Below are 26,478 nucleotides of genomic sequence, written 5' to 3' on the forward strand. Positions count from 1 at the left end.
TTTTCCGAAAACTTCAAAAAATCAGCGGTTTATTTCTTCCCGAAGTCCGCACTCCGGTCAACGACGCCGGGTGATCCGCTGACGGGGCCGGTTGTCGGGTTCGAGCGGCGAATCCTCCTCCAACTCTTCGAGCAGCACGTCGGCCACCTTCACGCCGGTGATCGCACCGTCGGCATAGTTCAGGTCGCGGTAGTTCTTGAAGACATAGTCGCTGATGGCCACCCGGTAACTGCGCCCTTCGCGCAGCTGCGGGAAACGGACATCGAGGGCGTTGTCCTGCGCATCGGTGATGATCTCATAGGGGGTCGTCGAGACGAGGTCGATGCGGTGCGCCTCCTTGCGGTTCTCCGTATCGTTGTACTTCGAGAGGATCATGCGCCGCATGTCGGCCGGAGTCATGCGCATGACGGCGATCTCCGTGCCGAAGGGTTCCAGATCGTAGACCCGGGCGGTGCTCATGCCGCCGGCCGGGATCGAATCGAGGCGCACGCCGCCGACGTGGTAGAATCCCACCTCGGCATCGGCCTCGTCGGCCACCGCCGCAGCCATCCAGTTGGCCACGCCCCACGCATCGGCCGCCGCGGAGAACTCCCCGACGGGGCGGTTCAGCTCCGGATCGGCGTAATAACGCTCCACCTCGGCGCAATACGCCGGATCGGGCGCATAGCCGGCGAGCGGCACAATCCGGTAGTCGACGCTCTCGACCCGTTTTCCGCGCAGGCGGATCGTCGTGACGCCGACATTGGCGAGGTTCTTCCCGGTCTGCGTGAGGAGGGTCCCGTTGACGAGCGTGTCGCGCAGTTCGTGGGTATGGCCGCCGATCACCACGTCGTAGCGCGTCTCCGTGGCAAGGAGTTCGGCATCGCGGTCGTCGCCCATGTGCGAGACGAGCACCAGCACGTCGACCTTCGGGCGCAGCTCCTCGGCACAGCGGCGGGCCTCCTGCTGCGGATCGGGGAATTCGAGCCCCTCGAAGTTGGCGGCATTCCCGGCCGGATGGCCCGGGCCCTCGTAGTTGGTCACCACACCCACGAAGCCGATGCGGAGGCCCTGCCGCTCGATGACGACATACGGGGGCAGCTGCGGGAAGGTGCAGGTGTCGCTGCGGAGGTTGGCGCAGACGACCTCGAACGCCATGCTGTCGATCATGCGGCCGAGGAAGGCCTGCCCGAAATCGAATTCATGGTTCCCGAGCGTCGCCACGTCATAGCCGAGGCGGTTCATCAGGGCGACGATCGGCATGCCGGGCGTCGGGGCCTTGTCGACATAGGCGTTTCCGGTCCAGCGGTCGCCGGCATCGACCACCACGACCAGCTGCGCCGTGTCGCGGCACGCCTCCACGGCTGCCGCAAGGCGGGGGAAGTGCTGGATCCGGGCGTGCATGTCGTTCGTCGACAGCAGCACAAGAGTCGTTTCACGGGGCGCGCAGGCGGCCAGCGCGGCAAACAGGGCTCCCGCCAGGAGCCCCCGGGTGAAGATCTTTCCGATGAAGGTTTTCATATCCGTCGAATTTCTTTCCCATTTCGGAGAAACGGTTGTCAAAAGTACAAATTATTCCTATCTTTGGAATCCAGAACGAGAAAAAATCCGATGAACGACTCCATTTCAATCATTTGTGAAAACCTCGGCGAGACGCTCGACGTCCCGATGGGCACCTCGCTGTCGGAGATCGCCGGGCAGCTCCCCGCCGGAGAGCACCCGTTTCTGGCGGCCTTCGTCAACAACCGCATCCGGGAACTGAACTACAAGATATACAGCCCGGCCACGGTGCAGTTCGTCGACATCACGTCGTTCGCCGGCATCCGCGTCTACCAGCGTACGGTGTGGTTCCTGTTGCAGAAGGCCGTCAAGGACCTCTACCCGGGCCAGACGCTCCACATCCGCCACTCGCTGGGCCAGAGCGGCTTCTACTGCGAGATCGAGGGCATCGACGAATTCGGCGCGGCGGAGACCGCGCGGATCCGCGACCGGATCCGCGAACTCATCGCCCTGGACCTGCCGATCACCCGGCAGCGGATGCTCACCACCGAGGTCCGCAAACGCTACGCCGAGGAGGGATTCGCCGACAAGATCGAACTGCTCGACACCCGGCCGCGGCTTTACAGCGACCTCTACACGCTGGGCGACACGGCCGGATACTTCTACGGATCGCTGGCCCCCTCGACGGGATACATCCACCTGTTCGACATCGAACCCTGCTACAAGGGTTTCTACCTCGTGCTGCCGTCGCGCACGGCACCCGACCGCCTCAACCGGCACGACCGGCAGGAGAAGATGTTCGGCATCTTCCGGGAGTACCAGTCGTGGGTGACGCTCATGGGCGTCCCGACGATCGGCGCGGTCAACGCCCGCGCCCTTGCGGGCGACGCCGGCGGCATGATCAAGATCGCCGAGGCGTTCCACGAACGGAAATTCGCCGAGGTCGCCGACGCCATCCAGCAGGCCAACCGCGAACGGGGCATCCGGATGGTGCTGATCTCGGGCCCCTCGTCGAGCGGCAAGACCACCTCGGCCAAACGGTTGAGCATCCAGCTCGGCGTGCTGGGGCTGCACCCGGTGATGATCTCCCTGGACGACTACTTCGTCGACCGCGAGAAGACCCCGCTCGACGAAAACGGAGACTACGACTACGAGGCGCTCGAAGCCATCGACCTCGACCTGTTCAACGACCACCTGCGGCGGCTGATGGCCGGCGAAAGCGTCGACATCCCGCGCTACGACTTCATCACGGGACGGCGCACGCAGCACGGCACGCCGCTGACGCTCGACGACCGCTCGATCCTGATCATCGAGGGGATCCACGGACTGAACCCGCGTCTGACCCCCTCGATCCCCGACTCGAAGAAGTTCCGCATCTACATCTCGTGCTTCACGTCGGTGGCCATGGACAACCTCTCGCGGATCGCCACCACGGACAACCGCCTGCTGCGGCGCCTCACGCGCGACTACAAGCAGCGCGGTTCGGACGCCCTGTCGACCCTCTCGCGGTGGGCCTCGGTGCGCCGCGGCGAGGAGAAGCACATCTTCCCCTATCAGGAGAATGCCGACGTGATGCTCAACTCGTCGCTCTTCTACGAAATCTCGGTGCTGCGTCCCTTTGCGGAGAAGATCCTGCGCGAGGTTCCCGACACGGTTCCGGAGTTCGACGAGGCGCGCCGGATGCTGAAATTCCTCGACAACTTCATCCCGATCCCGCCGGACGAGATCCCGCCGACGTCGATCCTGCGCGAATTCATCGGCGGAAGTTCCTTCCAATACTGATTCCAATAGAGACCCCGCCGCATGAGTCCGAAACACCTCCCATACCGCTACCCGTCATGGACCGCCGCCTGATCCTCCCGCTCGCCGCACTCCCGCTCGCCGCACAGGGCTCGGAGGCCGGGGAAACCCCGCACACCGCAACGGAACAGACCGCTCCGCCGAACATCGTGCTCTTTCTGGTCGACGACATGGGCTGGCAGGACACCTCGGTGCCCTTCCACGAATGCCGCACGCCGCTCAACGACCGTTACCGGACGCCCAACATGGAGCGGCTGGCCGAAATGGGCGTGCGTTTCACGGCGGCCTACGCCTGTGCGATCTCCTCGCCCTCACGGTGCAGCCTGCTGTCGGGCATGAACGCCGCCCGGCACCGCGTCACCAACTGGACGCTCGACTACGGGCGGGCGACCGATGCGGCGAGCGACGTGCTCGAACTCCCCGACTGGCACTGGAACGGCATCCAGCCCGACACGGCGGCCTCGCCGCACAACACGCGCAACGCCACGCCGGTGACGACACTCCCGCAACTGCTGCGCGACCACGGCTACTGCACGATCCATTGCGGCAAGGCGCATTTCGGAGCCAAGACCACCCCCGGGGCCGACCCCCGGACGCTGGGATTCGAGGTCAACATCGCCGGCGGCGCCAACGGCGCTCCGGGCAGCTACCTGGCCCGCAAGAACTTCGGAGAGGGTACGCCACAGGAGGTCCTCGGACTGGAAAAGTATTACGGTCAGGACCTCTTCCTGACCGAGGTGCTCACGCGCGAGGCGATCGGGGCGCTGCAAGAGCCCATCCGACGCGGACAGCCCTTCTTCCTCTATATGGCACACTATGCCGTCCATGCCCCCTACGAGGAGGACGTCCGTTTCACGCCACACTACCGCGGCCGCCGCGACGCACAGCTCGGCGCCCCGCTCAACGAGAGCGAGACGCGCTACGCCGCACTGGTCGAGGGGATGGACCGGAGTCTGGGCGACCTGCTCGACTTCCTCGGGCAGCACCCCGAAACGGCCCGCAACACGATCATCCTCTTCATGTCGGACAACGGCGGGCAGGGGCTGAACAACGTCCGGCAGGGGGTGGAGAACCGCGACCCGAACTGGCCGGCAAGGGCCGGCAAGGGCTCGGCCTTCCTCGGCGGGGTCCGCGAGCCGATGATCGTCGTCTGGCCCGGCGTGACGCGGGGCGGCACGACGTGCGACCAGCCGGTGATGATTGAGGACTTCTTCCCGACGATCCTCGAAATGGCCGGCGTGAAGCGATACGGAACCCGCCAGAAGACCGACGGGCACAGTTTCGCCGGCGTGCTGCGCAACCCCGCCAAACGGTATGAGCGTCCGATCGTCTGGCACTTCCCGAACCTCTGGGGCGAGACCCAGAATCAGGAGGAGGGCTACGGGGCCTATTCGGCCTGGCTCGAAGGAGACTACCACCTGATCTACACCTGGGAGACGGGCCGGCTGCGGCTCTACGACATCCGCCGCGACATCGGCGAGCAGCATGATCTGGCGGCGGAGCATCCGGAGGTGGTGCGGCGGCTGGCCGGACGGCTCGCGAAGCGGCTGCGCGAAGCCGACGCCCAGCGCCCCTCGTTCCGGGCGACGGGTGCGCCCTGTCCGTGGCCCGACGAGGCATTCCGGAAGATGCGCCCGCGCACGGCAAAAAGCAGCGACGGACAATGAATCCGCCGTCCGGACAAGTACGGAAACAACAAACAGCTAACACCAAAAATATGTTCGACAAATTTTCCGGACGCCACATCGGCGTCAACAACGAAAAGGATCTCCGGGCCATGCTCGACGTGATCGGCGTGGGTTCGGTCGACGAGTTGATCGCACAGGTCATCCCGCAATCCATCCGGTTGAAAAAACCGCTGGCACTGCCCGCCGAGGGGATGAGCGAATACGAGTTCGCGGCCCACATCCGCGCGCTGGCCGACCGCAACCGCACGCTGCGTTCGTTCATCGGCATGGGATGGTACCCGTGCGCCGTGCCAGCTGCCGTGGCACGGAACGTCTTCGAAAACCCCGCCTGGTACACCTCCTACACGCCCTATCAGGCCGAGATCTCGCAGGGACGCCTCGAAGCCCTGCTCAACTTCCAGACGGCGCTGATCTCCCTCACGGGTATGGAGATCGGCAACTGCTCGCTGCTCGACGAGGGCACGGCCGCTGCCGAGGCGATGCTGATGATGTTCGCCCTGCGTTCGCGCGAGGCCGTCAGGGAGGGCCGCAACCAGCTCTTCGTCGACCGCAACCTCTTCCCGCAGACGCTCGACGTGCTGCTCACGCGCAGCGAACCCTTCGGCATCGAGCTCATCATCGACGAATACGACGAATACGAATTCACGGGCCGCGAGTTCGGGGCCGTCGTGCAGTATCCGGCCGCCGACGGCTCGCTCCGCGACTACGGCGACTTCGCCGCGGCGGCCCACGCCAAGGGGGCGCTCGTCACGGCCGTGGCCGATCCACTGGCGCTGGCGCTGCTGAAAGCCCCCGGAGAATGGGGCGCCGACATCGCCGTGGGCTCGACCCAGCGCCTCGGCACCCCGATGGGCTTCGGCGGTCCGAGCGCCGGCTACATGACCACGCGCGAAGCCTTCAAGCGCAACATGCCGGGGCGCATCATCGGCGTCTCGGTCGACCGTCTGGGCAACAAGGCCCTGCGCATGGCGTTGCAGATGCGCGAGCAGCACATCAAGCGCGAACGCGCCACGTCGAACATCTGCACCGCCTCGGCACTGATGGCCTCGATGGTCGGCTTCTACTGCGTCTACAACGGTCCGGAGGGGCTGCGCCGCGCCGCCGGGACGGCCCACCTGGCCGCCGCGACCGTCGCCCGCGCCCTCGAAGCGCTGGACTACAAACTCACCGCGAAGGCGTTCTTCGACACGTTGGAGGTCGAGGCCGAAGCGGCTGTCGTGCAGTCGCTCGCGCTCGACGAGGGCATCAACTTCTTCTATCCCTCGGAGGGGAAGGTGCGCATGTCGTTCGACGAGGTGACCACCCCCGAGGAGATCGAGACCGTCATCGGGATCTTCGCCGCCGCCAAAGGCCGGAAAGCCAAGACCGTAAAGGCCGTCACCGAAAGTTGCATCCCCGTCGGGCTGCGCCGCCAGTCGGCCTACCTGCAAGAGCCGGTCTTCAACCGCTACCGTTCGGAGAGCGCCCTGATGCGGTACATCAAACAGCTGGAACTGCGCGACATCTCGCTGGCCAACTCGATGATCTCCCTCGGGTCGTGCACCATGAAGCTCAACGCCGCGGCGCTCATGCAGCCGCTGTCGCTGGCCGGATTCCAGAACATGCACCCCTATGCCCCGGCGGATCAGGCCGAAGGCTATCTGGCACTGATCGCCGAACTGGAACACGACCTGGCCACGATCACCGGATTCGCAGCCTGCTCGCTGCAACCCAACTCGGGCGCCGCAGGCGAATATTCGGGGCTGATGGTGATCCGCGCCTACCACCAGAGCCGCGGTCAGGGCTACCGCAACGTCGTGCTGATCCCCGCCTCGGCCCACGGTACGAACCCCGCCTCGGCGGCGATGGCCGGCATGAAGATCGTCACGGTGGCCTGCGACGAGCGCGGCAACATCGACGTCGCCGACCTCGAAGCCAAAGCCCGGGAGTACAGTTCGGAGCTGTGCGGGCTGATGGTGACCTACCCCTCGACGCACGGCGTCTTCGAGAGCCGCATCCGCGAGATCGTCGACGCGGTGCACGACGCCGGAGGTCTGGTCTACATGGACGGCGCCAACATGAATGCACAGGTGGGCCTGACGAACCCCGGATACATCGGGGCGGACGTCTGCCACCTGAACCTCCACAAGACCTTCGCCATGCCCCACGGCGGCGGCGGTCCGGGCGTCGGTCCGATCTGCGTGGCCGAGCACCTGAAAGCCTTCCTGCCGACCCACCCGATCGTCGCCACCGGCGGCGAGGAGGGCATCACGGCCGTGGCATCGGCACCGTGGGGTTCGGCCCTGCTGCTGCCCATCACCTACGGCTACATCAAGATGCTCGGCGCCGAGGGGTTGCGCCGCGCCACCGAAATGGCCATCGTCAACGCCAACTACATGTCGTCGGCCCTCAAAGCGGAGTACCGCACCTACTACTCGGGCGAAACGGGCCGCGTGGGCCACGAGATGATCCTCGACCTGACCCACTTCAAGAAGGAGTACGACATCGACTGCGGCGACATCGCTCACCGTCTGATGGACTACGGATTCCACGCCCCGACGCTCTCGTTCCCGGTGCACGAGACGCTGATGGTCGAGCCCACCGAGTCGGAACCCAAGGAGGAGATGGACCGCTTCATCGAGGCGCTGGTGCGGATCAAGCGCGAATGCGAGACGGCGGCCGCCGCCGGCGGGAAGGACAACGTGGTGGTCAATGCGCCCCATACGGCCGTCGAACTGGCCGGGGAGTGGCCACACCCCTACTCGCGCATGGAGGCCGCCTTCCCGCTGGAATGGGTCCGCACGGCGAAATTCTTCCCCTACGTCTCGAAGATCGACAACGGTTACGGAGACCGCAACCTCTGCTGCCGCAACTGCGACTGAACGGGCGGCGGAACGCACTGAAAACGGCGGCGGGGATTCCTGCCGCCGTTTTTGTCGGATTCGGCACGATGTTTTCAGGGTGTCGTTCGGTGAAAATTTTGCCCGAGAATTTGGCAACTCGCCCCGAAGTACGTACCTTTGGAGGCTCCAAAACCAGCGAAAACAAACATTCAAAGACAAAGATATGAAAGCAGAACAGAACAAGATGGTCGGCGTGGACTACAAACTCACCGTCGACGGACAGATCGCCGACCAGTCCCGTCCGGGACAGCCGCTGGAATTCATCTTCGGAACCGGCATGCTGCTCCCGAAATTCGAGGAGGCGATCCTCGGCAAGGAGCCCGGCGACAAGGTGGCCTTCACGCTCGAACCCAAGGACGGATACGGCGAAGTGATCGCCGAGGCGATCGTCGACCTGCCGAAAACCATCTTCATGGTCGACGGCAAACTGGCCGAAGACATCCTCTTCGTGGGCAGCCAGGTGCCGATGAGCGACGCCCAGGGCAACCGCATGATGGGTACGGTCAAGGAGGTCGGCGACGAGCACGTCAAGATGGACTTCAACCACCCGATGGCCGGCAAGACCCTGAACTTCGAGGTCGAGGTGGTCTCGGTGCGCGACGTCACGCCCGAAGATCTGCAAGGACACTGCTCGTGCGGTTCGTGCGGCGACCACGGTTGCGGAGATGACTGCGGGGACGATTGCGGCTGCGGTTGCAACGACCACGACGGACACTGCTCCTGCCACTGACCGGCACGCGGCACAGACTATGCGAAAAACCGGGTTTCCAATCCGGTTTTTTTCTTTCCCCGGGCCGACCGACAAATGCGCCGTCCGACCCGTCGATCCGCCCGAAACTCCGAAACCCCACGGCCATACGCCCCATGTTCACACTCCGCCAATACCTGATGACCCTCGACGATCCCTGCGGACTGACCCGCACGCTGGGAGAGTTGGACGTATGCCGCGACGAAACGGGACGCCCGGAGTTCCACGTCGGAAACTCCGCGGCCGTTTTCCGCATCCGCCGCGAAGGAAGGATCCGCACGCTGCGGTGCTACCTGCGGCCGCAGCGCCATCTGCGGGAGATCTACGGAGATCGCCTGCTCGAAAGGGAGCTCTACCTCTACACGTCGCCCGAGAGCGGCGTCTGGGTGGACGTCGTCCTCGGAGAGTGGATCGAAGGCATGAACCTCCACGAGGCGATCACCGAAGCCGCCGTGCTCCGCGATACGGAACGGCTGGCCCGTCTGGCCGCGGCCTTCGACCGGCTCGCCGCCGGGATGGTCGCCGACGACCGGGCACACGGCGATCTGAAACCCGAAAACATTCTGGTCGATGCTGCGGGGCACCTCCACCCGATCGATCTCGACGCCATGTATCTGCCGCAGTTCGCCGGCGAGACAAGCCCCGAGCTGGGAACGGCCGCCTACCAGCATCCGGCCCGCACGCCGGCGGATTTCAACGAGCGGCTCGACGATTATCCCGCGGCGCTGATCTCCACGGCCCTGCACGCGCTGGCCGTCGACCCGACGCTCTGGGACCGCTACGGAAATCCCGACATGCTGCTCTACGACCCGCGGAAGATCGCAGCCGATGCCGCCTTGCAGGAGACATTCTGCCTTTTCGAGCGGGCGGGAATGGCCGGTCCGTATCGCATTGCACAATTGTTGCAGGCTCCCGGTCTGCAACTCTTCGGGCTTTCGGAACTGCTTGCCGAAGCCGCCCGAAAGAGCGCGGAGAGCCCGGCCGACAGCGATCCGGAGGAGGAGGTCCCGGACCGGAAACGGACCGGCGGAACTCCGGACCCGGAGGTTCCGGAACTCTTCGCCGAAAACGGGCGCTGGGGTTACCGGACCGCACGGCGGGTGGTCGTACCGCCGCTCTACGACAGCGGCTTCGACTTCTCGGAGGGGCTTGCCGCCGTGCTGCTCGGCCGCACGTGGCACTTCATCGACCCCGAAGGCCGCGTCCGGATCAGCTGTCCCGGATGCCGGTGGGTGAAGCCCTTCCGCAACGGCCGCGCACAGGCCGAACGCGACGGGAAACGGTTCGAAATCGACCGCTCGGGTCGCGAATTTGACTTTTGAACGCAATTCATTATCTTTGCAGGATCGGCAGGGGACTCGCCGCAGCCCGAAGCCGGAACTTACGAAACATGACAGCCATGAGAACCCTGACCGCAACGGAAATCGCCGCCCTGCAAGTCCTCGGCAACTCGGCCGAGGAGTGGTCGCAGATACGCGTCGCGGAGGATTTCCGACCCGAGCAGCTGCTCCGAAGCCATTTCGAGGGAATGGTCGAGATCGCCTCCGGAGCCCGCGTGATCCGCTCGCGCGTGCGCAACTACCGGATCGGCGCAGGGTCGCTCGTCGAGAGCGTCACGGCCCTCGAATGCCGGCACCGCTCGGCCTTCGGAAACGGCGTCGGCGTCGCCACGATGAACGAATGCGGCGGGCGCACCGTCCGGATCTTCGACACGATGTCGGCCCAGGTGGCCTACGTCATGGCCGTCTACCGCCACCGCCCGCAGACCATCGCCGCGCTGGAACGCATGATCGACGCCCATGCCGAGAGCCGCTCGGCGGAGATCGGCGACGTGGGCCGCAACTGCCGCATCGTCGGGGCCCGCTTCATCCGCGAGGTCCGCATCGGGAATGACGTCGAAATCGACGGCGCCTCGGCCCTCGAAAACGCCACGCTCTGCAACGGCGTCCGCATCGGCGTCGACGTCAAGGCCTACGACTTCATCGCCGCCGAAGGAGCCCGCATCGGGAACGGCTCGATCGTCGAACGCTGCTTCGTCGGCGAGAGCTGCATCCTCGACAAGGGTTTCTCGGCCGCCGAGTCGCTCTTCTTCGCCAACTCCCATTGCGAGAACGGCGAAGCCGCCTCGATCTTCGCCGGCCCCTACACCGTCTCGCACCACAAGTCGTCGCTGCTCATCGCCGGGATGTTCTCCTTCTTCAACGCCGGCAGCGGTTCGAACCAGAGCAACCACCTCTTCAAGAGCGGCGCCGTCCATCAGTCGGTCCACCTGCGGGGCTGCAAGTTCGCATCCGGAGCCTACATCATGTCCCCGGCCCTCGAAGGGGCCTTCACGATGGTCATGGGGCACCACTCCTACCACCACGACACCTCGGCCTTCCCCTACTCCTATCTGATCGAGAAGGAGGGGCGCAGCCACCTCATGCCCGGATCGAACCTCACCAGCTACGGTGCCGTGCGCGACATCGAGAAGTGGCCGGCCCGCGACCGCCGGACCGTCCGCCGCGACGTCATCGACTTCGCGGAGTACAACCCCTACGTCACGGGGGCGATGATCGAGGCCGTGAATATCCTCCACACCTTGCAGGAGCAGGACCCCGACGCAGCGGTCTACACCTACAACAAGACACTGATCCGCAGCGCCTCGCTCCAACGCGGGCTGAAACTCTACAACCGCGCCATCGTGGCCGCGCTGGGCGCCCTGCTCGACCGCGGGGAGTCCAACCCACGGTATGACGGCACGGGACGCTGGGCCGATCTGGCCGGGCAGTACATCACGCACCGCGCCGTCACGGAGATCCTCGACGCCGTGGACCGCGGCGAACTCGCCGGCCTGCCGGCCATCGACAACCGCTTCCGGGTCTTCGACGTCCACTACGACGACTACGCCCACAGTTGGGCCATGGACGTCTATACCGCCCTGCTGGGACATACGCCCACCGCCGCGGAGATGAACGAAGCCATCGCGGCCGGACACAACGCCCATGCCGCCATGCGCCGCACGACCGATGCCGACCGCGACCGCGACAGCTCGCTCGACATGGCCGTCAGCTACGGACTCGACGACGACCGCGACGAGGTGCGACGCGAGGACTACTTCGCCGTGCGCGGCCTGAAATAAAAACCCGAAAACACGTCACGACCCATGTATACGCAAAGCATCACACGAACCCATCGGACCGCCTTCATCCTTCTGATCGACGGCTCGGGCTCGATGACCGAAGAGATTCTCTTCCGCGGACGGCGGACAACCAAGGCCGAAGCCGTCGCCTCGATCACCAATGCGCTGATCTTCGAACTGATCGAACGCGCCCGGCGCAACGACGGCGTCCGCGACTACTACGACATCGCGGTCCTGACCTACTCGGGCAACGACGAGGTCTATTCGCTGCTGCCCGACAACCGGGAGATGATCTCCGTCGCGGAGCTCGCCGCCCGGGAGGTCACCATGCGGCGCGAAGTCATCGAATGCCACCTGCCGGACGGAAGCACCTCGCTGCGCGAGATCCCCACGCCGGCGTGGGTCTTCCCCGAAGCCGCCGGGCAGACGCCCATGCACCAGGCGCTGGATCAGGCCTGTGAGATCGCCGAGGCGTGGTGCCGCCGGCCGGAGCACGCCGAGAGCTTCCCGCCCACGATCTTCAACATCACGGACGGCGAGGCCACGGATTGCGACGAGGAGGAGTTGCGCGCGGTCTGCGAACGGATCCGCGCGCTCCGCACGTGCGACGGCAACGTGCTGCTGATCAACATCCACATCGCAGCAGGCGATTCGCAGCAGGCCGTCTTCTTCCCCTCGGAGGAGGAGGCTGCCTACCCCAACCGGTACGCCTCGCTGCTCTACGCATGTTCGAGCCCCATGCCCGAAGTCTTCAACGAGGCGATCCGCGAAGCCAAAGGGCCCGGCGCCATGCCGCCCTTCCGCGGCATGAGCTACAACGCTTCGGCCGAACAGCTCATCGCCATGCTCAACATCGGCTCCATCAGCGTAAAGACCGAATAGCCATGACTCCTACGATCCAAACTTTTACCCGGGCGCTGCTGACGCCCGACCTCGTCTTCGACAAACTGGCCGACGCCCGGGCCGTCGTCGGTGCGGACGGGCTTCCGAAACTCATGCGCACGACCCGCTTCGCCGATACCGAAATTGAGTGGCAGGGACACCGCTGGCTGCTTTCGCTGCCGCTGTCGTCGTCGGCCATCCTCTCGATCGAAAGAACCGTCTCGCGCATCGGGCGCCTCAACAGCGACTGGCTCACGCCCTGCCGCATCCTGCCGGGCGAGATGCGCTGGTACGGGCCCTCGGGCGAGGAGCGGCGCTGCGACCTGCTGATCCAGCACCTGCCCGACGGAATCTCCTTCCGGGAGGCGCTCGGGAAACTCCCCACCGATCGGCTGCTCTCGGCACTCGGCGAACTCCAAAAAGCGCTCCGCGAGCTGGATTTCGCACACGGAAACCTCCGGGAGACGAACCTCCGGTGGGTAGGCGACCGCTTCATTCCGCTGCGCTACCACGACGCCCGCTTCGGACGGTGCGAAATCGACGAACCTGCCTTCGACGCCCTGCGGGAGGAGGTTCTCCGCCACTCCGACCCGATGCGGGTCTCGGACGTCGAAACGGAGTACAACCCGCTGCGGAAACTCACCGGACACCGATGGGTCTACCCCGTCTCGGAAGGGCTGGCCTGTGTCGAGGATGACTCCGGATGGGGCTTCGTCGACACGGAGAACCGCGTGGTCATCCCCTCGACGTTCCACTGGGCTTGCAGTTTCCACGAAGGGCGCGCCGAGGTCGAAACCGAAACGGGCATGGGACTCATCGACCGGCAGGGGAACTGGATCATCCCGCCCGTCTACGAAATCATCGACTACGATCCGGTCGAAAGCAACGTCTTCGTCCGCAAGGAGGGGCTCTGGGCCGAATTCGACTATCTGGGACGTCAGCAGTCAGAGTTCGGGGAGCGCGAAGCCCGGACCTGACGACGCAGGGGCAACGGCCAGAATCGTCCGCCGCCCGAATCACGAAAAGAAAGAACAGCAAAAACGGACAATAACCATGGAAAACAATCAGGAAACGATCAAGGTACTGATCATCGGCAGCGGACCTGCCGGATATACCGCCGCCATCTATCTGTCGCGCGCCAACCTCGCTCCGGTGCTTTATGAGGGCATCGAACCCGGGGGGCAGCTCACCACGACCACCGAGGTCGAGAACTTCCCGGGATTCCCCGAAGGGATCGACGGCCCGGAACTGATGGCACGCATGCGTCAGCAGGCCGAGCGCCTCGGCACCGATCTGCGTGCGGGCACCGTCACGAAGGTCGACCTCTCGGCGCGCCCGTTCCGCGTGGAGGTCGACGGCGAAAAGGAGCTGCTGGCCGAAACGCTCATCGTCTCGACGGGCGCCACGGCCAAATACCTCGGGCTGCCCTCCGAGACGAAGTTCCGCGGGCAGGGCGTCAGCGCCTGCGCCACGTGCGACGGATTCTTTTACCGCAAAAAGGACGTGGCCGTGGTCGGCGGCGGCGACACGGCCTGCGAGGAGGCCACCTATCTCGCCTCGCTGTGCCGCAAGGTCTACATGATCGTCCGCAAGCCCTTCCTGCGCGCCTCGAAGGCGATGCAGGAGCGGGTCTTCAACACGCCGAACATCGAGGTGCTCTTCGAGCACAACACCGTCGAGGTGCTGGGCGACGAACAGGGCGTGACGGGCGCCCTGCTGCGCCGCAACGACGGCGTGGAGCGCACGATCGACATCGCCGGATTCTTCCTCGCCATCGGGCATCATCCCAATACGGAACTCTTTGCCGGACAGCTCGATCTCAATGAGGAGGGGTATATCAAGGTCGAGGACAACACCTCGAAGACCTCGGTCGAGGGCGTCTTCGCCGCCGGCGACGTCAGGGACCCGCACTACCGCCAGGCCATCACGGCCGCCGGGTCGGGCTGCGTCGCCGCCCTGGACTGCGAACGATTCCTGCTGCGATAAAACCACAAAAAATATAATACGATGAAACGCATTCCGATGTTTCTGGGCGCCTTGTGCGCTGTCTGTGCGACCGGATCCTGTGCTGTTGAGACCACCTACATCGGCAAGGCCTATCCGGCAACCAACTCTCCGGAACTCTTTTTCAGCTGGAACGACGTGCCCGAAGGTTACGAGACCATGGGCCACATCCTGGCAACGCCCCACCTCTTCGGCACACTCGAAAAAGCGCAAAGCGTCATTGAGAAAGAGGCCTGCGAGAAGGGTGCCGACGCCGTGGTTTTCGAAGGCATAGGTCAATCGGTCACCAGCCCGACCTACACGACCACCGAGCATATCGAACAGAACAGCGACGGCAGCAGCACCCGCACGGCGACAACCAAACGCGACGAGAGGGTTTCGTATCGGCTGAAAGCAACATTCATCAAGTACAAGAACAAGAAATAGCCCCATGAGCTTCGCGGTAACCATCCTCGGCTGCGCCTCGGCCAAGCCCACCCCGAGCCGCCACCCCTCGGGGCAGGCGGTGAACATCCACGAGCAGCATTATCTGGTGGATGCGGGCGAGGGCGTGCAGCAGCAGCTGATCCGCTGCGGCATCAACCCGCTGAAAATCCGCGCCGTCTTCATCTCGCACCTCCACGGCGACCATGTGTTCGGGCTCTTCCCGCTGATCTCGACGCTGGGGCTCTACGGGCGCCGCACGCCGCTCGACGTCTATGCCCCGGCACCGTTCGGCGAGATGCTCGAAACGCACCTGCGCTTCTTCGACGCGGAGCTCCCCTACGAGGTCGTATGGCACGAGGTACGGACCACGAAGCACGCCCTGCTTTTCGAAAACCGCACGGTCGAGGTGTGGAGCATTCCGCTGCGCCACCGGGTGCCGTGCGCCGGGTTCCTCTTCCGCGAGAAGGAGCCGCCGCTGAATGTCGACAAGTTCAAGATCGTGAAATACGGGCTCTCGATCGCGCAGATCACCGCCGCCAAGCGCGGCGAGGAGATCGTGACGGAGACGGGCGAGGTGATCCCCAACGGGGAACTCACCTACCGCCCCTACCGGGCGCGGTCGTACGCCTACCTCTCGGATACGAACTTCTCGGCGCGCGCCGCCGGGCTCTGCGCCGGGGTCGACCTGATGTACCACGAAGCCACGTACGCCGCCGCCGAACAGCGGTCGGCTCGCGACCGGGGCCACTCGACGACCGTCGATGCGGCGAAAGCGGCTCTGAAAGCCGGAGCCCGGCGGCTCGTCATCGGCCACTACTCGTCGCGTTACAAGGACGAGGGTGTATTGGTCGAGGAGGCCCGGGCGTTGTTCCCGGAGACGTGGCCCGCCACCGAGGGCGTCACCTACACCATTGAAAAGGAGCCATGACGAAAGCCGAAATCCAACTCGTCCGCTCGCTGGCCGACAAGCGCGGCCGTGCGGAACACGGACTCTTTCTGGCCGAGGGCGAGAAGCTCATCGGCGAACTGCGCGCGTCGCACCTCCGCGTGCGGAAGATCTATGCGTTGGAGGGGATCTTCGCCGGAGAGGAGGTCGAGACAGTCGCGCCGCGCGACATGGAGCGTCTCTCGCAGCTGAAAACCCCCTCGAACTCGCTGGCGCTGGTCGAGATCCCGCATTACGGGCTGAAAACCGCCGACCTGCGGGGGCAGCTCACCCTGGCGCTCGACGAGGTGCAGAACCCCGGCAACGTGGGGACCATCATCCGGCTGGCCGACTGGTTCGGCATTCGGGACATCCTCTGCTCGGAGGGCACGGCCGACTGCTTCAACCCGAAGGTCGTACAGGCCACGATGGGCGCCATCCTGCGCGTGAGGGTGCACTACACGCCGTTGGCGCCGCTCCTCGCGGAGGCTGCCGCCGGGGGGATTCCCGTCTACGGGACCTTCCTCGAAGGGGAGAATATCTACACCGAGGAACTTTCACCGACGGGGATCGTCGTCATGGGCAACGAGGGCCGCGGCGTGACCGAAGCCGTGGCACGGAGCGTCACCCGCAAACTCTTCATCCCGCCCTGGCCCGCCGGCCGCCGCGGCTCGGAATCGCTCAACGTCGCCATGGCCACGGGCATCGTCTGCGCCGAATTCCGGCGCCGGACCGCCCTCCGCGGCGCAAAATAGAAGTTCCGGCGGCAGAATTCGCATTTTTATCCCCTCCCGAAGCATTGCATATTCCGAATTTTTATAACTTTGTAAGTTGTAACAGTTGCAATTAGCGCACAGGCGCGTATCCCGCGGGCGAATTCCCGCGGGCGGCAACGAAGAACCGATTTATGACCGAACAGAAATTCAGAATAGGCATCACGCAGGGCGATCCCAACGGCATCGGCTGGGAGGTGATCATCAAGGCCCTCGCCGACCCGCGCATCACGGAGTTCTTCACACCCGTCATCTACGGATCGACCCGGGCTGCTGCCTGCCACCGGAATGCCATCGCCGAGATCGAGCAGTTCTCCTACGTGCCCGTCGCCTCGGCCGCCGAGGCCCGGCGCGGAAAGATCAACCTGGTCGCCTGCGGCGAAATGGCCGAAGTGCAGCCCGGGAAACCCACCCCCGAAGCGGGGCGCGCCGCCGTCGAGGCCCTGCGCACCGCCATGCGCGACCTCAAGGCCGGGGAACTCGACGCACTGGTGACCGCACCCTTCGACAAGGAGACCGTCCAGTCGGACGACTTCCGGTACACGGGGCATACGGAATACCTCGCCGCCGAGCTGGAGGGCGAGTCGATGATGATCATGTGCAGCGACGTGCTGCGCGTGGGGCTCGTGACCAAGCACATCCCCGTCTCGGAGATCGCCGCCAGCATCTCGAAGGAGAAGATCGTCGGGGATCTGCGCATCCTCCGCCGCTCGCTCATCGAGGACTTCGGAGTCGTGGAGCCCCGCATCGCCGTCATGGCCCTCAACCCCCACGCCGGCGACGGCGGGCTGCTGGGCCGCGAGGAGCAGGAGATCATCCGCCCGGCCATCGTCGAGGCCTTCCGCGAAGGGGTGCTGGCCTTCGGACCCTTTGCCGCCGACGGGCTCTTCGCCGGAGGCGGATATGCCAAGTACGACGGCATCCTGGCCATGTACCACGATCAGGGGCTCGCACCCTTCAAGAGCCTCTCGCCCGACGGCGTGAACTTCACGGCCGGACTCGCGGCCGTGCGCACCTCGCCCGACCACGGCACGGCCTTTGACATTGCCGGAAAGGACAAGGCCGATCCGCAGTCGATGCGCAACGCCATCTACACGGCTATCGACATCGTCCGCAACCGGGCCGCATGGAGCGAATGGTCGTCCAATCCGCTGCCGCGCGCCGAACGCGAGAAGTCGAACCGTGACGCCGCATCGAAAGAGCGCCCGGCCGCCGATAAAGAATAAATACGAAAATACCGGGCAAACCGGAGGCGTATTCCGTCTCGTAATTGTGGAAGCGCCGAAGGCCCCGAAAATTTTAATATAAAATTTTATGATCAAAATCACATTCCCCGACGGTTCCGTACGCGAGTACGCCGAAGGGACAACTGCCTACCAGATCGCAGAGAGCATCAGCCCTCGTTTAGCTGCTGACTCCCTGGCGGCCTCGGTAAACGGCGCTACGGTAGACATGATGCGCCCGATCGACGCCGACGCCTCGATCAAATTCTACAAATGGGACGACGAGGAGGGCAAGCACGCCTTCTGGCACACGTCGTCGCACCTGCTGGCCGAAGCCCTCGAAGCCCTCTACCCGGGCATCAAGTTCGGCATCGGCCCCGCCATCGAGAACGGCTTCTACTACGACGTCGACAGCCCGACGCCCATCACCGAAGCCGACCTTCCGACGATCGAAAACAAGATGGTGGAACTCGCCCGCAACAAGGAACCGCTCATCCGGCGCGAAGTCCCCAAGGCCGAAGCCTTGAAGACCTTCACCGAGAAGGGCGACCAGTACAAGGTCGAACTCATCACCGACCTCGCGGACGGAACCATCTCCTTCTATACCAACGGCGCCTTCACCGACCTCTGCCGCGGTCCCCACATCCCCAACACGGGCTACATCAAGGCCATCAAGCTGACCTCCGTGGCCGGAGCCTACTGGCGCGGAAACGAGAAGAACAAGATGCTCACCCGCATCTACGGCATCTCGTTCCCCAAGAAGTCGATGCTCGACGAGTACCTCGCCATGATGGAGGAGGCCAAGAAACGCGACCACCGCAAACTGGGCAAGGACCTCGAACTCTTCACCTTCTCGCAGCGCGTGGGTCAGGGTCTGCCCCTCTGGCTGCCCAAGGGCGCCGCACTGCGCGACCGACTCGAACAGTTCCTGCGCAACGTCCAGAAGGAGTACGGATACCAGCAGGTCATCACCCCGCACATCGGCAACAAGGAGCTCTACGTCACCTCGGGACACTACGCCAAGTACGGCAAGGACTCGTTCCAGCCCATCCACACCCCGATCGAGGGCGAGGAGTACCTGCTCAAACCGATGAACTGCCCGCACCACTGCGAGATCTACCGCTCGAAACCCCGTTCGTACAAGGAGCTGCCGGTGCGTCTGGCCGAGTTCGGCACGGTCTACCGCTACGAGCAGTCGGGTGAGCTCCACGGACTGACCCGCGTCCGCGGATTCACGCAGGACGACGCACACCTCTTCGTGCGCCCCGACCAGCTGCTCGAAGAGTTCGAACGTGTGATCGACATCGTGCTCTACATCTTCAAGACGCTGAAATTCGACAGCTACACGGCCCAGATCTCGCTGCGCGACCCCAACAACAAGGAGAAATACATCGGTTCGGACGAGAACTGGGAGAAGGCCGAGTCGGCCATCATGCAGGCCGCTGCGGAGAAGGGTCTCACGACGGTCGTCGAGTACGGCGAGGCCGCCTTCTACGGCCCGAAACTCGACTTCATGGTCAAGGACGCCATCGGCCGCAAGTGGCAGTTAGGCACCATCCAGGTGGACTACAACCTCCCGGAGCGTTTCGACCTCACCTACAAGGGCGCCGATGACAAACTCCACCGCCCGATCATGATCCACCGCGCGCCGTTCGGCTCGATGGAGCGTTTCGTGGCCGTATTGCTGGAACATACCGGCGGCAAATTCCCGCTGTGGCTCTCGCCCCAGCAGGTCGTCGTGCTCCCCATCTCGGAGAAGTTCAACGACTATGCACAGCGCGTCGCCGAGTTCCTGAACCGCTACGACGTCCGCACCGAGGTCGATGACCGCAACGAAAAGATCGGCCGCAAGATCCGCGACAACGAGCTCAAACGCATCCCCTACCTGCTGATCGTCGGCGAGAAGGAGGAGGCCGAAGGACTGGTCTCGGTCCGCGCACAGGGCGAAGGCGACAAGGGTCAGATGTCGATGGAGGCCTTCCGCGACTTCCTGACCGGGCTGGTCAAGGAGGAGGTCGAGGCCAACAAGATCGTCAAAAACTGATCTCCCGCACAGAGAGACAACACATTATTAACTTAAACACATACAACTATCGCAGCACCGAAACCATTCCCGCCGCGGCCGTTCAACCCCGGGAATAACAGACCGAAACCCGCACCGGGCAACAACCCTCACGGACGCCGGATGCCCGAAAAGGAGAATCCGCACCGCATCAACGAACAGATTACGGCGCCGGAAGTTCGCGTGGTGGGCGACAACGTCCCCCAGGCACAAGTGATGTCGATCCGCGACGCACTGCGGCTGGCCGACGAGCTGGAACTCGACCTGATCGAGATCTCGCCCAAGGCCGAACCGCCCGTATGCCGCATCGCCGACTATCAGAAGTTCCTCTACCAGCAGAAGAAAAAGGCCAAGGAGCTGAAAGCCAATCAGACGAAGGTCGTCGTCAAGGAGATCCGTTTCGGACCCCAGACCGATGACCACGACTACAACTTCAAGCTCAAACACGCCCAGAACTTCCTCAAAGAGGGCGCCAAGGTCAAGGCCTACGTCTTCTTCCGCGGGCGTTCGATCGTCTTCAAGGAGCAGGGCGAGATCCTGCTGCTGCGCTTCGCCACCGATCTGGAAGATGTCGCCAAGGTGGAGATGATGCCGAAGCTCGACGGCAAGAAGATGAACATGATGCTTGCCCCGAAGTCGAAAAAGTAGCAGGCTGCACCGGCCGCCGGCCGCCCTGCGAAAGGGAGGAAGCGGACCGGATCGTATAGGAGTGCAACCCCCGGAGGAGAGAATCTTCCGGGGGTTGTCATTGAGGGCTGCCGCGAACGAAAAATCGGCGGGTTACGCATCCGCCGATTAATCCCAAAGGGTCATAAACCTCGAAGATTACGGTTCAGGAGTGAAAGGGGCCTGATATTTCAGAACGACCCCGATACGGTTTCCCGCGTTGTCGAGCATATAATCGACCACGTAAATCCGGCAGTAAACACCGTTGTATTCGGCCACGCAGCCATATCCGGGCAGCGCCGCAACTTCTTCGGCCCAACCGGACTGCGGGATGGTCGTCACGGCTGCCAGGCCGTTCGTTTTGCCGATCGTCACGAATTTGGTCCCATTTGTGGTTTGCTCATCCCAATTATCAGTAATAATGCCCCCAAAAGTTCCTCCTTTCAACGTCCCCGAAGAGGTCAGACGTATTGTGGTAAAATCGGGAATCGATACGGGATACTCCTGAAAATAAACATAGGAGCCCCCATAAGAATGAGTGTAGGTATCTTTGGTACTGTACCTCATCGAGACCAATACCGTACCTTCGGGATCGGGAAGTTCCGGGCCGCCGCCGGACCCGTCCTTGTCGTCCGAACAGCCCGCCGCACACGTCAGGACAGCCGCCGCAACCAGCAACCGTCCGAATTTGAAAAGATCTTTCATAAAATCCTGTTTTTCAAGCCCCGCAGTCCCATCGGAGCCATTCATACAAAAAGAAAGCGTGGAACTGAAATCCTACCTCGACGAACAGGCTCTGGTAAACCTTCAAGACTAAATAGGACACAATTCCACGCCACGAACCGTGACGCAGAAATAACCATGCCTACTCCCGTCTTGAATAAAATTTACCAGATTTCGTTCGTCAGGAATAGAACTTACACTTTCGTGCAATGCGTAAAATGTCGCAATCCCCTTTGAGATTACAAGGGCAAATATAGCGAAATATTTCCGTTTTCATCTTCTTTGCAAGGATGATCTCCACCGACGCCTCTTCCGCCAGCCCGCAGCCGCCGCAGCCGCCGCACGGGAATACATCCGGTCCGGGTCGTCCGGCGTTGTCCGTAACCGTCGTAGATTTCACGACGTTTGCCGCCGGTTGCCTTCCGCTGCCGGCGGCTGAATCCTTGAAAAATAGGTATAAATGCGTATCTCCATGGAATAAAAAACGGCTACTTTTGACTGCAAAATTCGTTTTATTTGTACCTTTGCGCGTCCAAAACGAAAAAAGGCACATAAACTTAATTACAAAAACAATATGGTTGATATTTTTGCACGTCTGGAAAAAAATGCCGGCGGACCTATCGGTCAGTACATGGCTTATGCCCACGGCTATTACGCATTCCCCAAGCTCGAGGGCGAGATCGGTCCCCACATGACTTTCCGGGGCAAGAAAATGCTCAACTGGAGTCTGAACAACTATCTCGGACTGGCCAACCATCCCGAAGTCCGCAAGGCCGACGCCGAAGGCGCCGCCAAATTCGGCATGGCAGCCCCGATGGGCGCCCGCATGATGAGCGGCCAGACCGTTTATCACGAACAGCTCGAACGCGAACTCGCCGCATTTGTCGGCAAGGAGGATGCCTTCCTGCTCAACTTCGGCTATCAGGGCATGATCTCGATCATCGACTGCCTGCTGACCCCGCGTGACGTGGTCGTCTACGATGCCGAGGCTCACGCCTGCATCATCGACGGTCTGCGCCTCCACAAGGGCAAGCGCTTCGTCTTCGGGCACAACGACATGGAGTCGCTCCGCCTCCAACTCAAACACGCCACGGAACTCGCCGACGAACAGAACGGCGGTGTGCTGGTCATCACCGAGGGTGTGTTCGGCATGAAGGGCGACCTGGGCAAGCTCGACGAAATCGTGGCTTTGAAGAAGGATTTCCAGTTCCGTCTGCTGGTCGACGATGCCCACGGCTTCGGTACGATGGGTGAGGGCGGCCGCGGTACGGCTTCGCACTTCGGCGTAGTCGACGGTGTGGATGTGCTGTTCAACACCTTCGCCAAGTCGATGGCCGGCATCGGCGCCTTTGTCTGCGGTCCCCGCTGGCTGATCAACCTGTTCCGCTACAACATGCGCTCGCAGCTCTACGCCAAGTCGCTGCCGATGCCGATGGTCATCGGCGCCTTGAAGCGTCTGGATCTGATCCGCAACCACCCGGAATTCCAGCAGAAACTCTGGGAGATCGTCCGCGCCCTGCAAAGCAGCCTGAAAGAGAACGGCTTCAACATCGGCGTAACCAACTCGCCCGTAACGCCGGTCTTCCTGAAAGGCGGCATTCAGGAGGCGACGAACCTGGTTGTGGACCTTCGTGAGAACCACGGCATCTTCTGCTCGATGGTGATCTATCCGGTGATCCCGAAGGGCGAAATCATCCTGCGCGTGATTCCGACGGCCGCCCACACGCTGGAGGACGTAGAGGTGACGATCGAGGCCTTCAAGGCCGTGCGGAGCAAGCTCGAAAGCGGATACTACGCTTCGCTGCCGATCCCGATGCGTGCCGACGAGGGATTCAAGGTTCGCTAAACCGCACGCTGAATCATTATCCAACGGAACTCTCCGGTCTTTGTACGACCGGGGAGTTTTGTTTTTTGGAAAAGTCACGAAAAATTTTGCGGAATCGAAAATTCGGTTTATATTTGCAGTCTCGAAGCACGAGTTCGGATACATATTGCGGAAATAGCTCAGTTGGTAGAGCGCAACCTTGCCAAGGTTGAGGTCGCGGGTCCGAGTCCCGTTTTCCGCTCCAGAGGGGGCCAGAAAGAAACCTCGATAGAAAGCAAAAAGCCTTGTATATCAGCGATATGCAAGGCTTTTTCTTATATTCTCCCACTCTTGTTGACGCAAAAGGCAGCAAGTATTTCAGGCCTTCATCGTGACCTTTTTTGCTCGGACCGAAAACAGGTCACGATTTAGCTCTATTTCGCTGATTTGCATCATTTTACTCTGCAACATTCCAGTGCTGAAGACGTTTAATTTATCCAAAAACCAAGCAGCCATGTTGCCACGAACCACCTTCAGCGTCGTCTTCTTCTGCAAGAAGACCAAAGTCACGAAAAAGGGCAAGGCCCCGATCTATGCCCGTATCACTACGACCGGTCAGTCGACCGAAATCTATACACAATGCCAGATTGAGCCGGAACGCTGGAACCAGCGTCTCGAACGCTCGCTCTACAAGGATGAGGTCGACCAGCAGATCAACCGCATCGTCGCCAGCTACCGGGCCTCTATCCTTGCTGCCTATGACCGCCTGATCCAGGAGAACAGGACGCCGACCTGCTTTGCCGTCAAACAGCTGCTGGGCTCCGCCTCATCGAGTCGGATGGTGCTGGCGGAGTTCGGTAAATACTGCGAGAAACGGCAGCAGGAGGTTGGCACCCGTATCACGCAGCTCACGGCCAACAAGTACCACCGCCTGCTGCGCTACATGACTGAATATATCCGGGATATCTACCACAAAGAGGATCTTCCGCTGGAGACGGTCGACTACGCCTACGTCGATGGATTGAACACCTACATGCAGACGGCCTACAACTGCCACAACAATGGGGCGGTCAATCTGCTCTGCTGTTTGAAAAACTTCCTGCTCTATGCGGTCCGCAACGAATGGATCGAGAAAAATCCCTTCCGTTACTATAAGATGAAGATCGACAAGACGAACGTCAAGGTGCCGCTGACGAAAGCGGAGCTGGACCTGCTGCTAAGGAGACAGATGCCCAACGAGCGTCTGGACCGCATCCGGGATGTCTTCTGCTTCTGCGCGCTGACGGGACTGGCCTTCACGGATGTCGACCATCTGCGGCGGGAACACTTCACGACGGACGAGGAGGGGCAACTGTGGATCCATAAGCCGCGGGAAAAGACCTCGGTGATGAGCCGTGTTCCGGTGCTTCCGCAGGCGGCGGCCCTGCTGGAGAAGTACCGCGATGACGCCAACTGTCGGGCACGGGGCAAACTGCTGCCCGTCCCGTCGAATACGAAGATGAACGCCTACCTGAAGGAGATAGCGGATATTTGTCAGATTTCCAAGCATCTGACCACGCACCTGGCGCGCCATACGTTCGCTACGCTGGCGATTGAATACGGGATGCCGATCGATATCATCGCCAAGATTCTGGGCCATACGAATACGAACATGACGCGGCGCTACGCGAAGATTTCCGAGGCGAACATCAGCCGTGAGATGCGTCGTATCGGCAAGGTGCTGACGGCATAAACCGGCGTTTGAAAAACGAAGATGCGGCGGCGAGGGTTCTATTGCAGATCCCCGTCGTTCAATTTATAGGTATTCATAATCCGTAAAAGCCGCACATTCTTCCATGAAATCGTTACGTCGGTTGCTTCCCGCCAGATTACCTTTGCAGCAGACATAACGGTCATAATTCTGTTTGACCGGGGGTCAGATAGATAAACGGGAAGCGATATGGATAGACGTGATTTTCTTAAAAGCGGACTTTTTGCCGCAGCTGCCAGTGCGATAATCGGTCCGAAAGCCCTGGCGCAGGAGGTTGAAAAACAAGTCGTACGGGAGCGGTTGTCGAGAGAGATTCTCAATTACAATCCGCAGATGCAGTACCGCCCGATGGGGCGGACCGGCGTGAAGGTCTCGGCGCTGGGTTTCGGTATGCTGCGGCTGCCGATGAAGAACGGACACGTAGATTTCGACCAGACCACGCCCATGGTACGCCGTGCCATCGAAGGCGGTGTAAACTATATCGACACGGGGCGTGTCTACCTGGGCGGAGAGAGCGAACAGGCGGTGGGCCGTGCTTTGGCCGGAGGCTGGCGCGACCGGGTGTATGTCACCTCCAAGATGCCGTGGTGGGAGATGCGGTCGGTGGATGATTTCGAAAAGTTCTTCGACCAGTCGCGCCGTACCATTGGTACGGACGTGATCGACTTCTATCATATTCACATGATCATGCACCGCGCGTGGAAGGATTATGTGCTGCCCTACCGGCTCATCGAAAAGATGGAGCGGCTGAAGTCCCAGGGCAAGATCCGCTTCATGGGCTTCTCGTTCCACGACAGCCTGCAGCTGTTCAAAAAGGTGGTGGAATACACCCCGGCCTGGGATTTCTGCCTGATTCAGCACAACTACCTGGATTACGAATACGAGGCAGGGGTGCTCGGCCCGAAGTATGCCGCAGCCAACGGAATGGGGCTGGCGGTGATGAAGCCCGTCCGCACGGGATTTCTGGCCCGTCTGCCGCAGACGATGCACGATGCACTGGCCTCGACAGGGATTCGCAAGCCCGATGCCGAGTGGGCGTTGGACTATCTGTGGGATATTCCCGAGGTGAGCGTGGCCGTCAGCGGCATGGGTTCCATGGCGGATGTGGAGGAGAATCTGAAATATGCTGCCAAGGCCCGGCCGAACATGCTTTCGCCGGCCGAGCGTGAGGCGTTGGGGGCCGCCATCTATGCTTACCGCCAAGCGCCGGGACATATCGACTGCACGGGTTGCTACCAGTGTATTCCCTGCCCGCACAACGTGGCCATCGGCTACATCCTTGCCTATGTGTACAACAACTACCTGCTGCACGGCAACCGGCAGCGGGCGCTGGCCGACTATACCGTGTCGATGTCGCCCGTTCAGCGCGGCGACCCGGCCTCCTCGTGTGTTGCGTGTGGCGAATGCCTGGCCAAGTGTCCGCAACATCTCGATATTCCGAATCTGCTGGCCCGGGTTCGGGAGACGATGGGTAAATAAAGACAGACAAACAAGATATTCTTACATAAAACAATTCTAAAAG

The 26,478-nt window shown here is 62.3% G+C and carries 20 protein-coding genes and 1 tRNA gene; 19 read left to right on the forward strand and 2 right to left on the reverse strand.

The genetic code is table 11. The features are described from left to right. Positions 1 to 57: 57 nt before the first annotated feature. On the reverse strand, positions 58 to 1,500 hold the full coding sequence (locus B5G16_RS10660; protein ID WP_087263728.1) for a bifunctional metallophosphatase/5'-nucleotidase: 1,443 nt from the start codon (positions 1,498 to 1,500) through the stop codon (positions 58 to 60). Between the two features lie 90 nt (positions 1,501 to 1,590). Between B5G16_RS10660 and B5G16_RS10665 the strand changes: the two genes are divergently transcribed. The 15 genes from B5G16_RS10665 (at position 1,591) to infC (ending at position 20,661) form a co-directional block, all read left to right on the forward strand. Continuing rightward, positions 1,591 to 3,261 (forward strand): nucleoside kinase, encoded by a 1,671-nt coding sequence (locus B5G16_RS10665; RefSeq protein ID WP_087263729.1) that lies wholly within the window; start codon positions 1,591 to 1,593, stop codon positions 3,259 to 3,261. A 56-nt stretch (positions 3,262 to 3,317) separates the two neighbouring features. After that, complete coding sequence (locus tag B5G16_RS10670; protein WP_087263730.1) at positions 3,318 to 4,946, forward strand: sulfatase; 1,629 nt, start codon at positions 3,318 to 3,320, stop codon at positions 4,944 to 4,946. A gap of 50 nt (positions 4,947 to 4,996) precedes the next feature. Then, the gene (gene gcvP / locus B5G16_RS10675) at positions 4,997 to 7,828 is read left to right on the forward strand and encodes an aminomethyl-transferring glycine dehydrogenase (protein ID WP_087263731.1); all 2,832 of its coding nucleotides are present in this window, start codon (positions 4,997 to 4,999) and stop codon (positions 7,826 to 7,828) included. A 184-nt stretch (positions 7,829 to 8,012) separates the two neighbouring features. Continuing rightward, positions 8,013 to 8,579: an FKBP-type peptidyl-prolyl cis-trans isomerase gene (locus B5G16_RS10680; protein ID WP_087263732.1), complete on the forward strand. Its 567-nt coding sequence runs from the start codon at positions 8,013 to 8,015 to the stop codon at positions 8,577 to 8,579. Positions 8,580 to 8,713: 134 nt separating this feature from the next. Beyond that, entirely contained in the window at positions 8,714 to 9,919 is a 1,206-nt protein-coding gene (locus B5G16_RS10685; RefSeq protein WP_087263733.1) for a WG repeat-containing protein, read from the forward strand. 68 nt (positions 9,920 to 9,987) lie between these two features. Beyond that, entirely contained in the window at positions 9,988 to 11,718 is a 1,731-nt protein-coding gene (locus tag B5G16_RS10690; protein ID WP_087263734.1) for a DUF4954 family protein, read from the forward strand. 24 nt (positions 11,719 to 11,742) lie between these two features. Beyond that, positions 11,743 to 12,600 carry a vWA domain-containing protein gene (locus B5G16_RS10695; protein WP_087263735.1) on the forward strand — a complete coding sequence of 286 codons (858 nt, stop codon included), beginning with the start codon at positions 11,743 to 11,745 and terminating at the stop codon, positions 12,598 to 12,600. Between the two features lie 2 nt (positions 12,601 to 12,602). Further along, a complete protein-coding gene (locus B5G16_RS10700) occupies positions 12,603 to 13,577 on the forward strand; it encodes a WG repeat-containing protein (protein ID WP_087263736.1) in 975 nt (324 codons plus the stop codon). A gap of 76 nt (positions 13,578 to 13,653) precedes the next feature. Continuing rightward, positions 13,654 to 14,586, forward strand: a complete 933-nt coding sequence (gene trxB, locus B5G16_RS10705; protein ID WP_087263737.1) for a thioredoxin-disulfide reductase — start codon at positions 13,654 to 13,656, stop codon at positions 14,584 to 14,586. A gap of 21 nt (positions 14,587 to 14,607) precedes the next feature. After that, positions 14,608 to 15,030, forward strand: a complete 423-nt coding sequence (locus B5G16_RS10710) for a hypothetical protein (RefSeq protein ID WP_087263738.1) — start codon at positions 14,608 to 14,610, stop codon at positions 15,028 to 15,030. A gap of 4 nt (positions 15,031 to 15,034) precedes the next feature. After that, entirely contained in the window at positions 15,035 to 15,958 is a 924-nt protein-coding gene (locus B5G16_RS10715; RefSeq protein WP_087263739.1) for a ribonuclease Z, read from the forward strand. Continuing rightward, positions 15,955 to 16,710, forward strand: a complete 756-nt coding sequence (locus B5G16_RS10720) for an RNA methyltransferase (RefSeq protein WP_087263740.1) — start codon at positions 15,955 to 15,957, stop codon at positions 16,708 to 16,710. Before B5G16_RS10715 ends, B5G16_RS10720 begins: the two co-directional genes overlap by 4 nt. 152 nt (positions 16,711 to 16,862) lie before the next feature. Beyond that, complete coding sequence (gene pdxA, locus B5G16_RS10725) at positions 16,863 to 17,954, forward strand: 4-hydroxythreonine-4-phosphate dehydrogenase PdxA (RefSeq protein WP_087263741.1); 1,092 nt, start codon at positions 16,863 to 16,865, stop codon at positions 17,952 to 17,954. An 88-nt stretch (positions 17,955 to 18,042) separates the two neighbouring features. After that, entirely contained in the window at positions 18,043 to 19,995 is a 1,953-nt protein-coding gene (gene thrS, locus B5G16_RS10730) for a threonine--tRNA ligase (protein WP_087263742.1), read from the forward strand. 141 nt (positions 19,996 to 20,136) lie between these two features. Then, on the forward strand, positions 20,137 to 20,661 hold the full coding sequence (infC, locus tag B5G16_RS10735) for a translation initiation factor IF-3 (RefSeq protein ID WP_087263743.1): 525 nt from the start codon (positions 20,137 to 20,139) through the stop codon (positions 20,659 to 20,661). A 177-nt stretch (positions 20,662 to 20,838) separates the two neighbouring features. Here the strand turns inward: infC and B5G16_RS10740 are convergent, their stop codons facing one another. Beyond that, positions 20,839 to 21,384 carry a hypothetical protein gene (locus tag B5G16_RS10740; protein WP_087263744.1) on the reverse strand — a complete coding sequence of 182 codons (546 nt, stop codon included), beginning with the start codon at positions 21,382 to 21,384 and terminating at the stop codon, positions 20,839 to 20,841. Positions 21,385 to 21,976: 592 nt separating this feature from the next. Here B5G16_RS10740 and B5G16_RS10745 point away from each other — a divergent pair. The 4 genes from B5G16_RS10745 to B5G16_RS10760 all read left to right on the forward strand — a co-directional run bounded on the left by B5G16_RS10745 (position 21,977) and on the right by B5G16_RS10760 (position 26,435). Beyond that, entirely contained in the window at positions 21,977 to 23,248 is a 1,272-nt protein-coding gene (locus B5G16_RS10745; protein WP_087263745.1) for an aminotransferase class I/II-fold pyridoxal phosphate-dependent enzyme, read from the forward strand. Positions 23,249 to 23,395: 147 nt separating this feature from the next. Beyond that, positions 23,396 to 23,471: transfer RNA gene (locus tag B5G16_RS10750), tRNA-Gly, on the forward strand. Between the two features lie 249 nt (positions 23,472 to 23,720). Continuing rightward, positions 23,721 to 24,938, forward strand: a complete 1,218-nt coding sequence (locus B5G16_RS10755; protein WP_087263746.1) for a site-specific integrase — start codon at positions 23,721 to 23,723, stop codon at positions 24,936 to 24,938. Positions 24,939 to 25,145: 207 nt separating this feature from the next. Further along, a complete protein-coding gene (locus B5G16_RS10760) occupies positions 25,146 to 26,435 on the forward strand; it encodes an aldo/keto reductase (protein WP_087263747.1) in 1,290 nt (429 codons plus the stop codon). Positions 26,436 to 26,478 lie beyond the last annotated feature (43 nt).

The organism is Alistipes sp. An66 (assembly GCF_002161445.1).
Classification (GTDB): Bacteria; Bacteroidota; Bacteroidia; order Bacteroidales; family Rikenellaceae; genus Alistipes; species Alistipes cottocaccae.

Coding starts and splice junctions, on each gene's coding strand:
- B5G16_RS10685 (WP_087263733.1), top strand. CDS start 8,714: ATGTTCACACTCCGCCAATACCTGATGACCCTCGACGATCCCTGCGGA.
- thrS (WP_087263742.1), top strand. CDS start 18,043: ATGATCAAAATCACATTCCCCGACGGTTCCGTACGCGAGTACGCCGAA.
- B5G16_RS10710 (WP_087263738.1), top strand. CDS start 14,608: ATGAAACGCATTCCGATGTTTCTGGGCGCCTTGTGCGCTGTCTGTGCG.
- gcvP (WP_087263731.1), top strand. CDS start 4,997: ATGTTCGACAAATTTTCCGGACGCCACATCGGCGTCAACAACGAAAAG.
- pdxA (WP_087263741.1), top strand. CDS start 16,863: ATGACCGAACAGAAATTCAGAATAGGCATCACGCAGGGCGATCCCAAC.
- B5G16_RS10760 (WP_087263747.1), top strand. CDS start 25,146: ATGGATAGACGTGATTTTCTTAAAAGCGGACTTTTTGCCGCAGCTGCC.
- B5G16_RS10700 (WP_087263736.1), top strand. CDS start 12,603: ATGACTCCTACGATCCAAACTTTTACCCGGGCGCTGCTGACGCCCGAC.
- B5G16_RS10665 (WP_087263729.1), top strand. CDS start 1,591: ATGAACGACTCCATTTCAATCATTTGTGAAAACCTCGGCGAGACGCTC.
- infC (WP_087263743.1), top strand. CDS start 20,137: ATGCCCGAAAAGGAGAATCCGCACCGCATCAACGAACAGATTACGGCG.
- B5G16_RS10660 (WP_087263728.1), bottom strand. CDS start 1,500: ATGAAAACCTTCATCGGAAAGATCTTCACCCGGGGGCTCCTGGCGGGA.
- B5G16_RS10755 (WP_087263746.1), top strand. CDS start 23,721: ATGTTGCCACGAACCACCTTCAGCGTCGTCTTCTTCTGCAAGAAGACC.
- trxB (WP_087263737.1), top strand. CDS start 13,654: ATGGAAAACAATCAGGAAACGATCAAGGTACTGATCATCGGCAGCGGA.
- B5G16_RS10670 (WP_087263730.1), top strand. CDS start 3,318: ATGGACCGCCGCCTGATCCTCCCGCTCGCCGCACTCCCGCTCGCCGCA.
- B5G16_RS10715 (WP_087263739.1), top strand. CDS start 15,035: ATGAGCTTCGCGGTAACCATCCTCGGCTGCGCCTCGGCCAAGCCCACC.
- B5G16_RS10680 (WP_087263732.1), top strand. CDS start 8,013: ATGAAAGCAGAACAGAACAAGATGGTCGGCGTGGACTACAAACTCACC.
- B5G16_RS10690 (WP_087263734.1), top strand. CDS start 9,988: ATGACAGCCATGAGAACCCTGACCGCAACGGAAATCGCCGCCCTGCAA.
- B5G16_RS10745 (WP_087263745.1), top strand. CDS start 21,977: ATGGTTGATATTTTTGCACGTCTGGAAAAAAATGCCGGCGGACCTATC.
- B5G16_RS10695 (WP_087263735.1), top strand. CDS start 11,743: ATGTATACGCAAAGCATCACACGAACCCATCGGACCGCCTTCATCCTT.
- B5G16_RS10720 (WP_087263740.1), top strand. CDS start 15,955: ATGACGAAAGCCGAAATCCAACTCGTCCGCTCGCTGGCCGACAAGCGC.
- B5G16_RS10740 (WP_087263744.1), bottom strand. CDS start 21,384: ATGAAAGATCTTTTCAAATTCGGACGGTTGCTGGTTGCGGCGGCTGTC.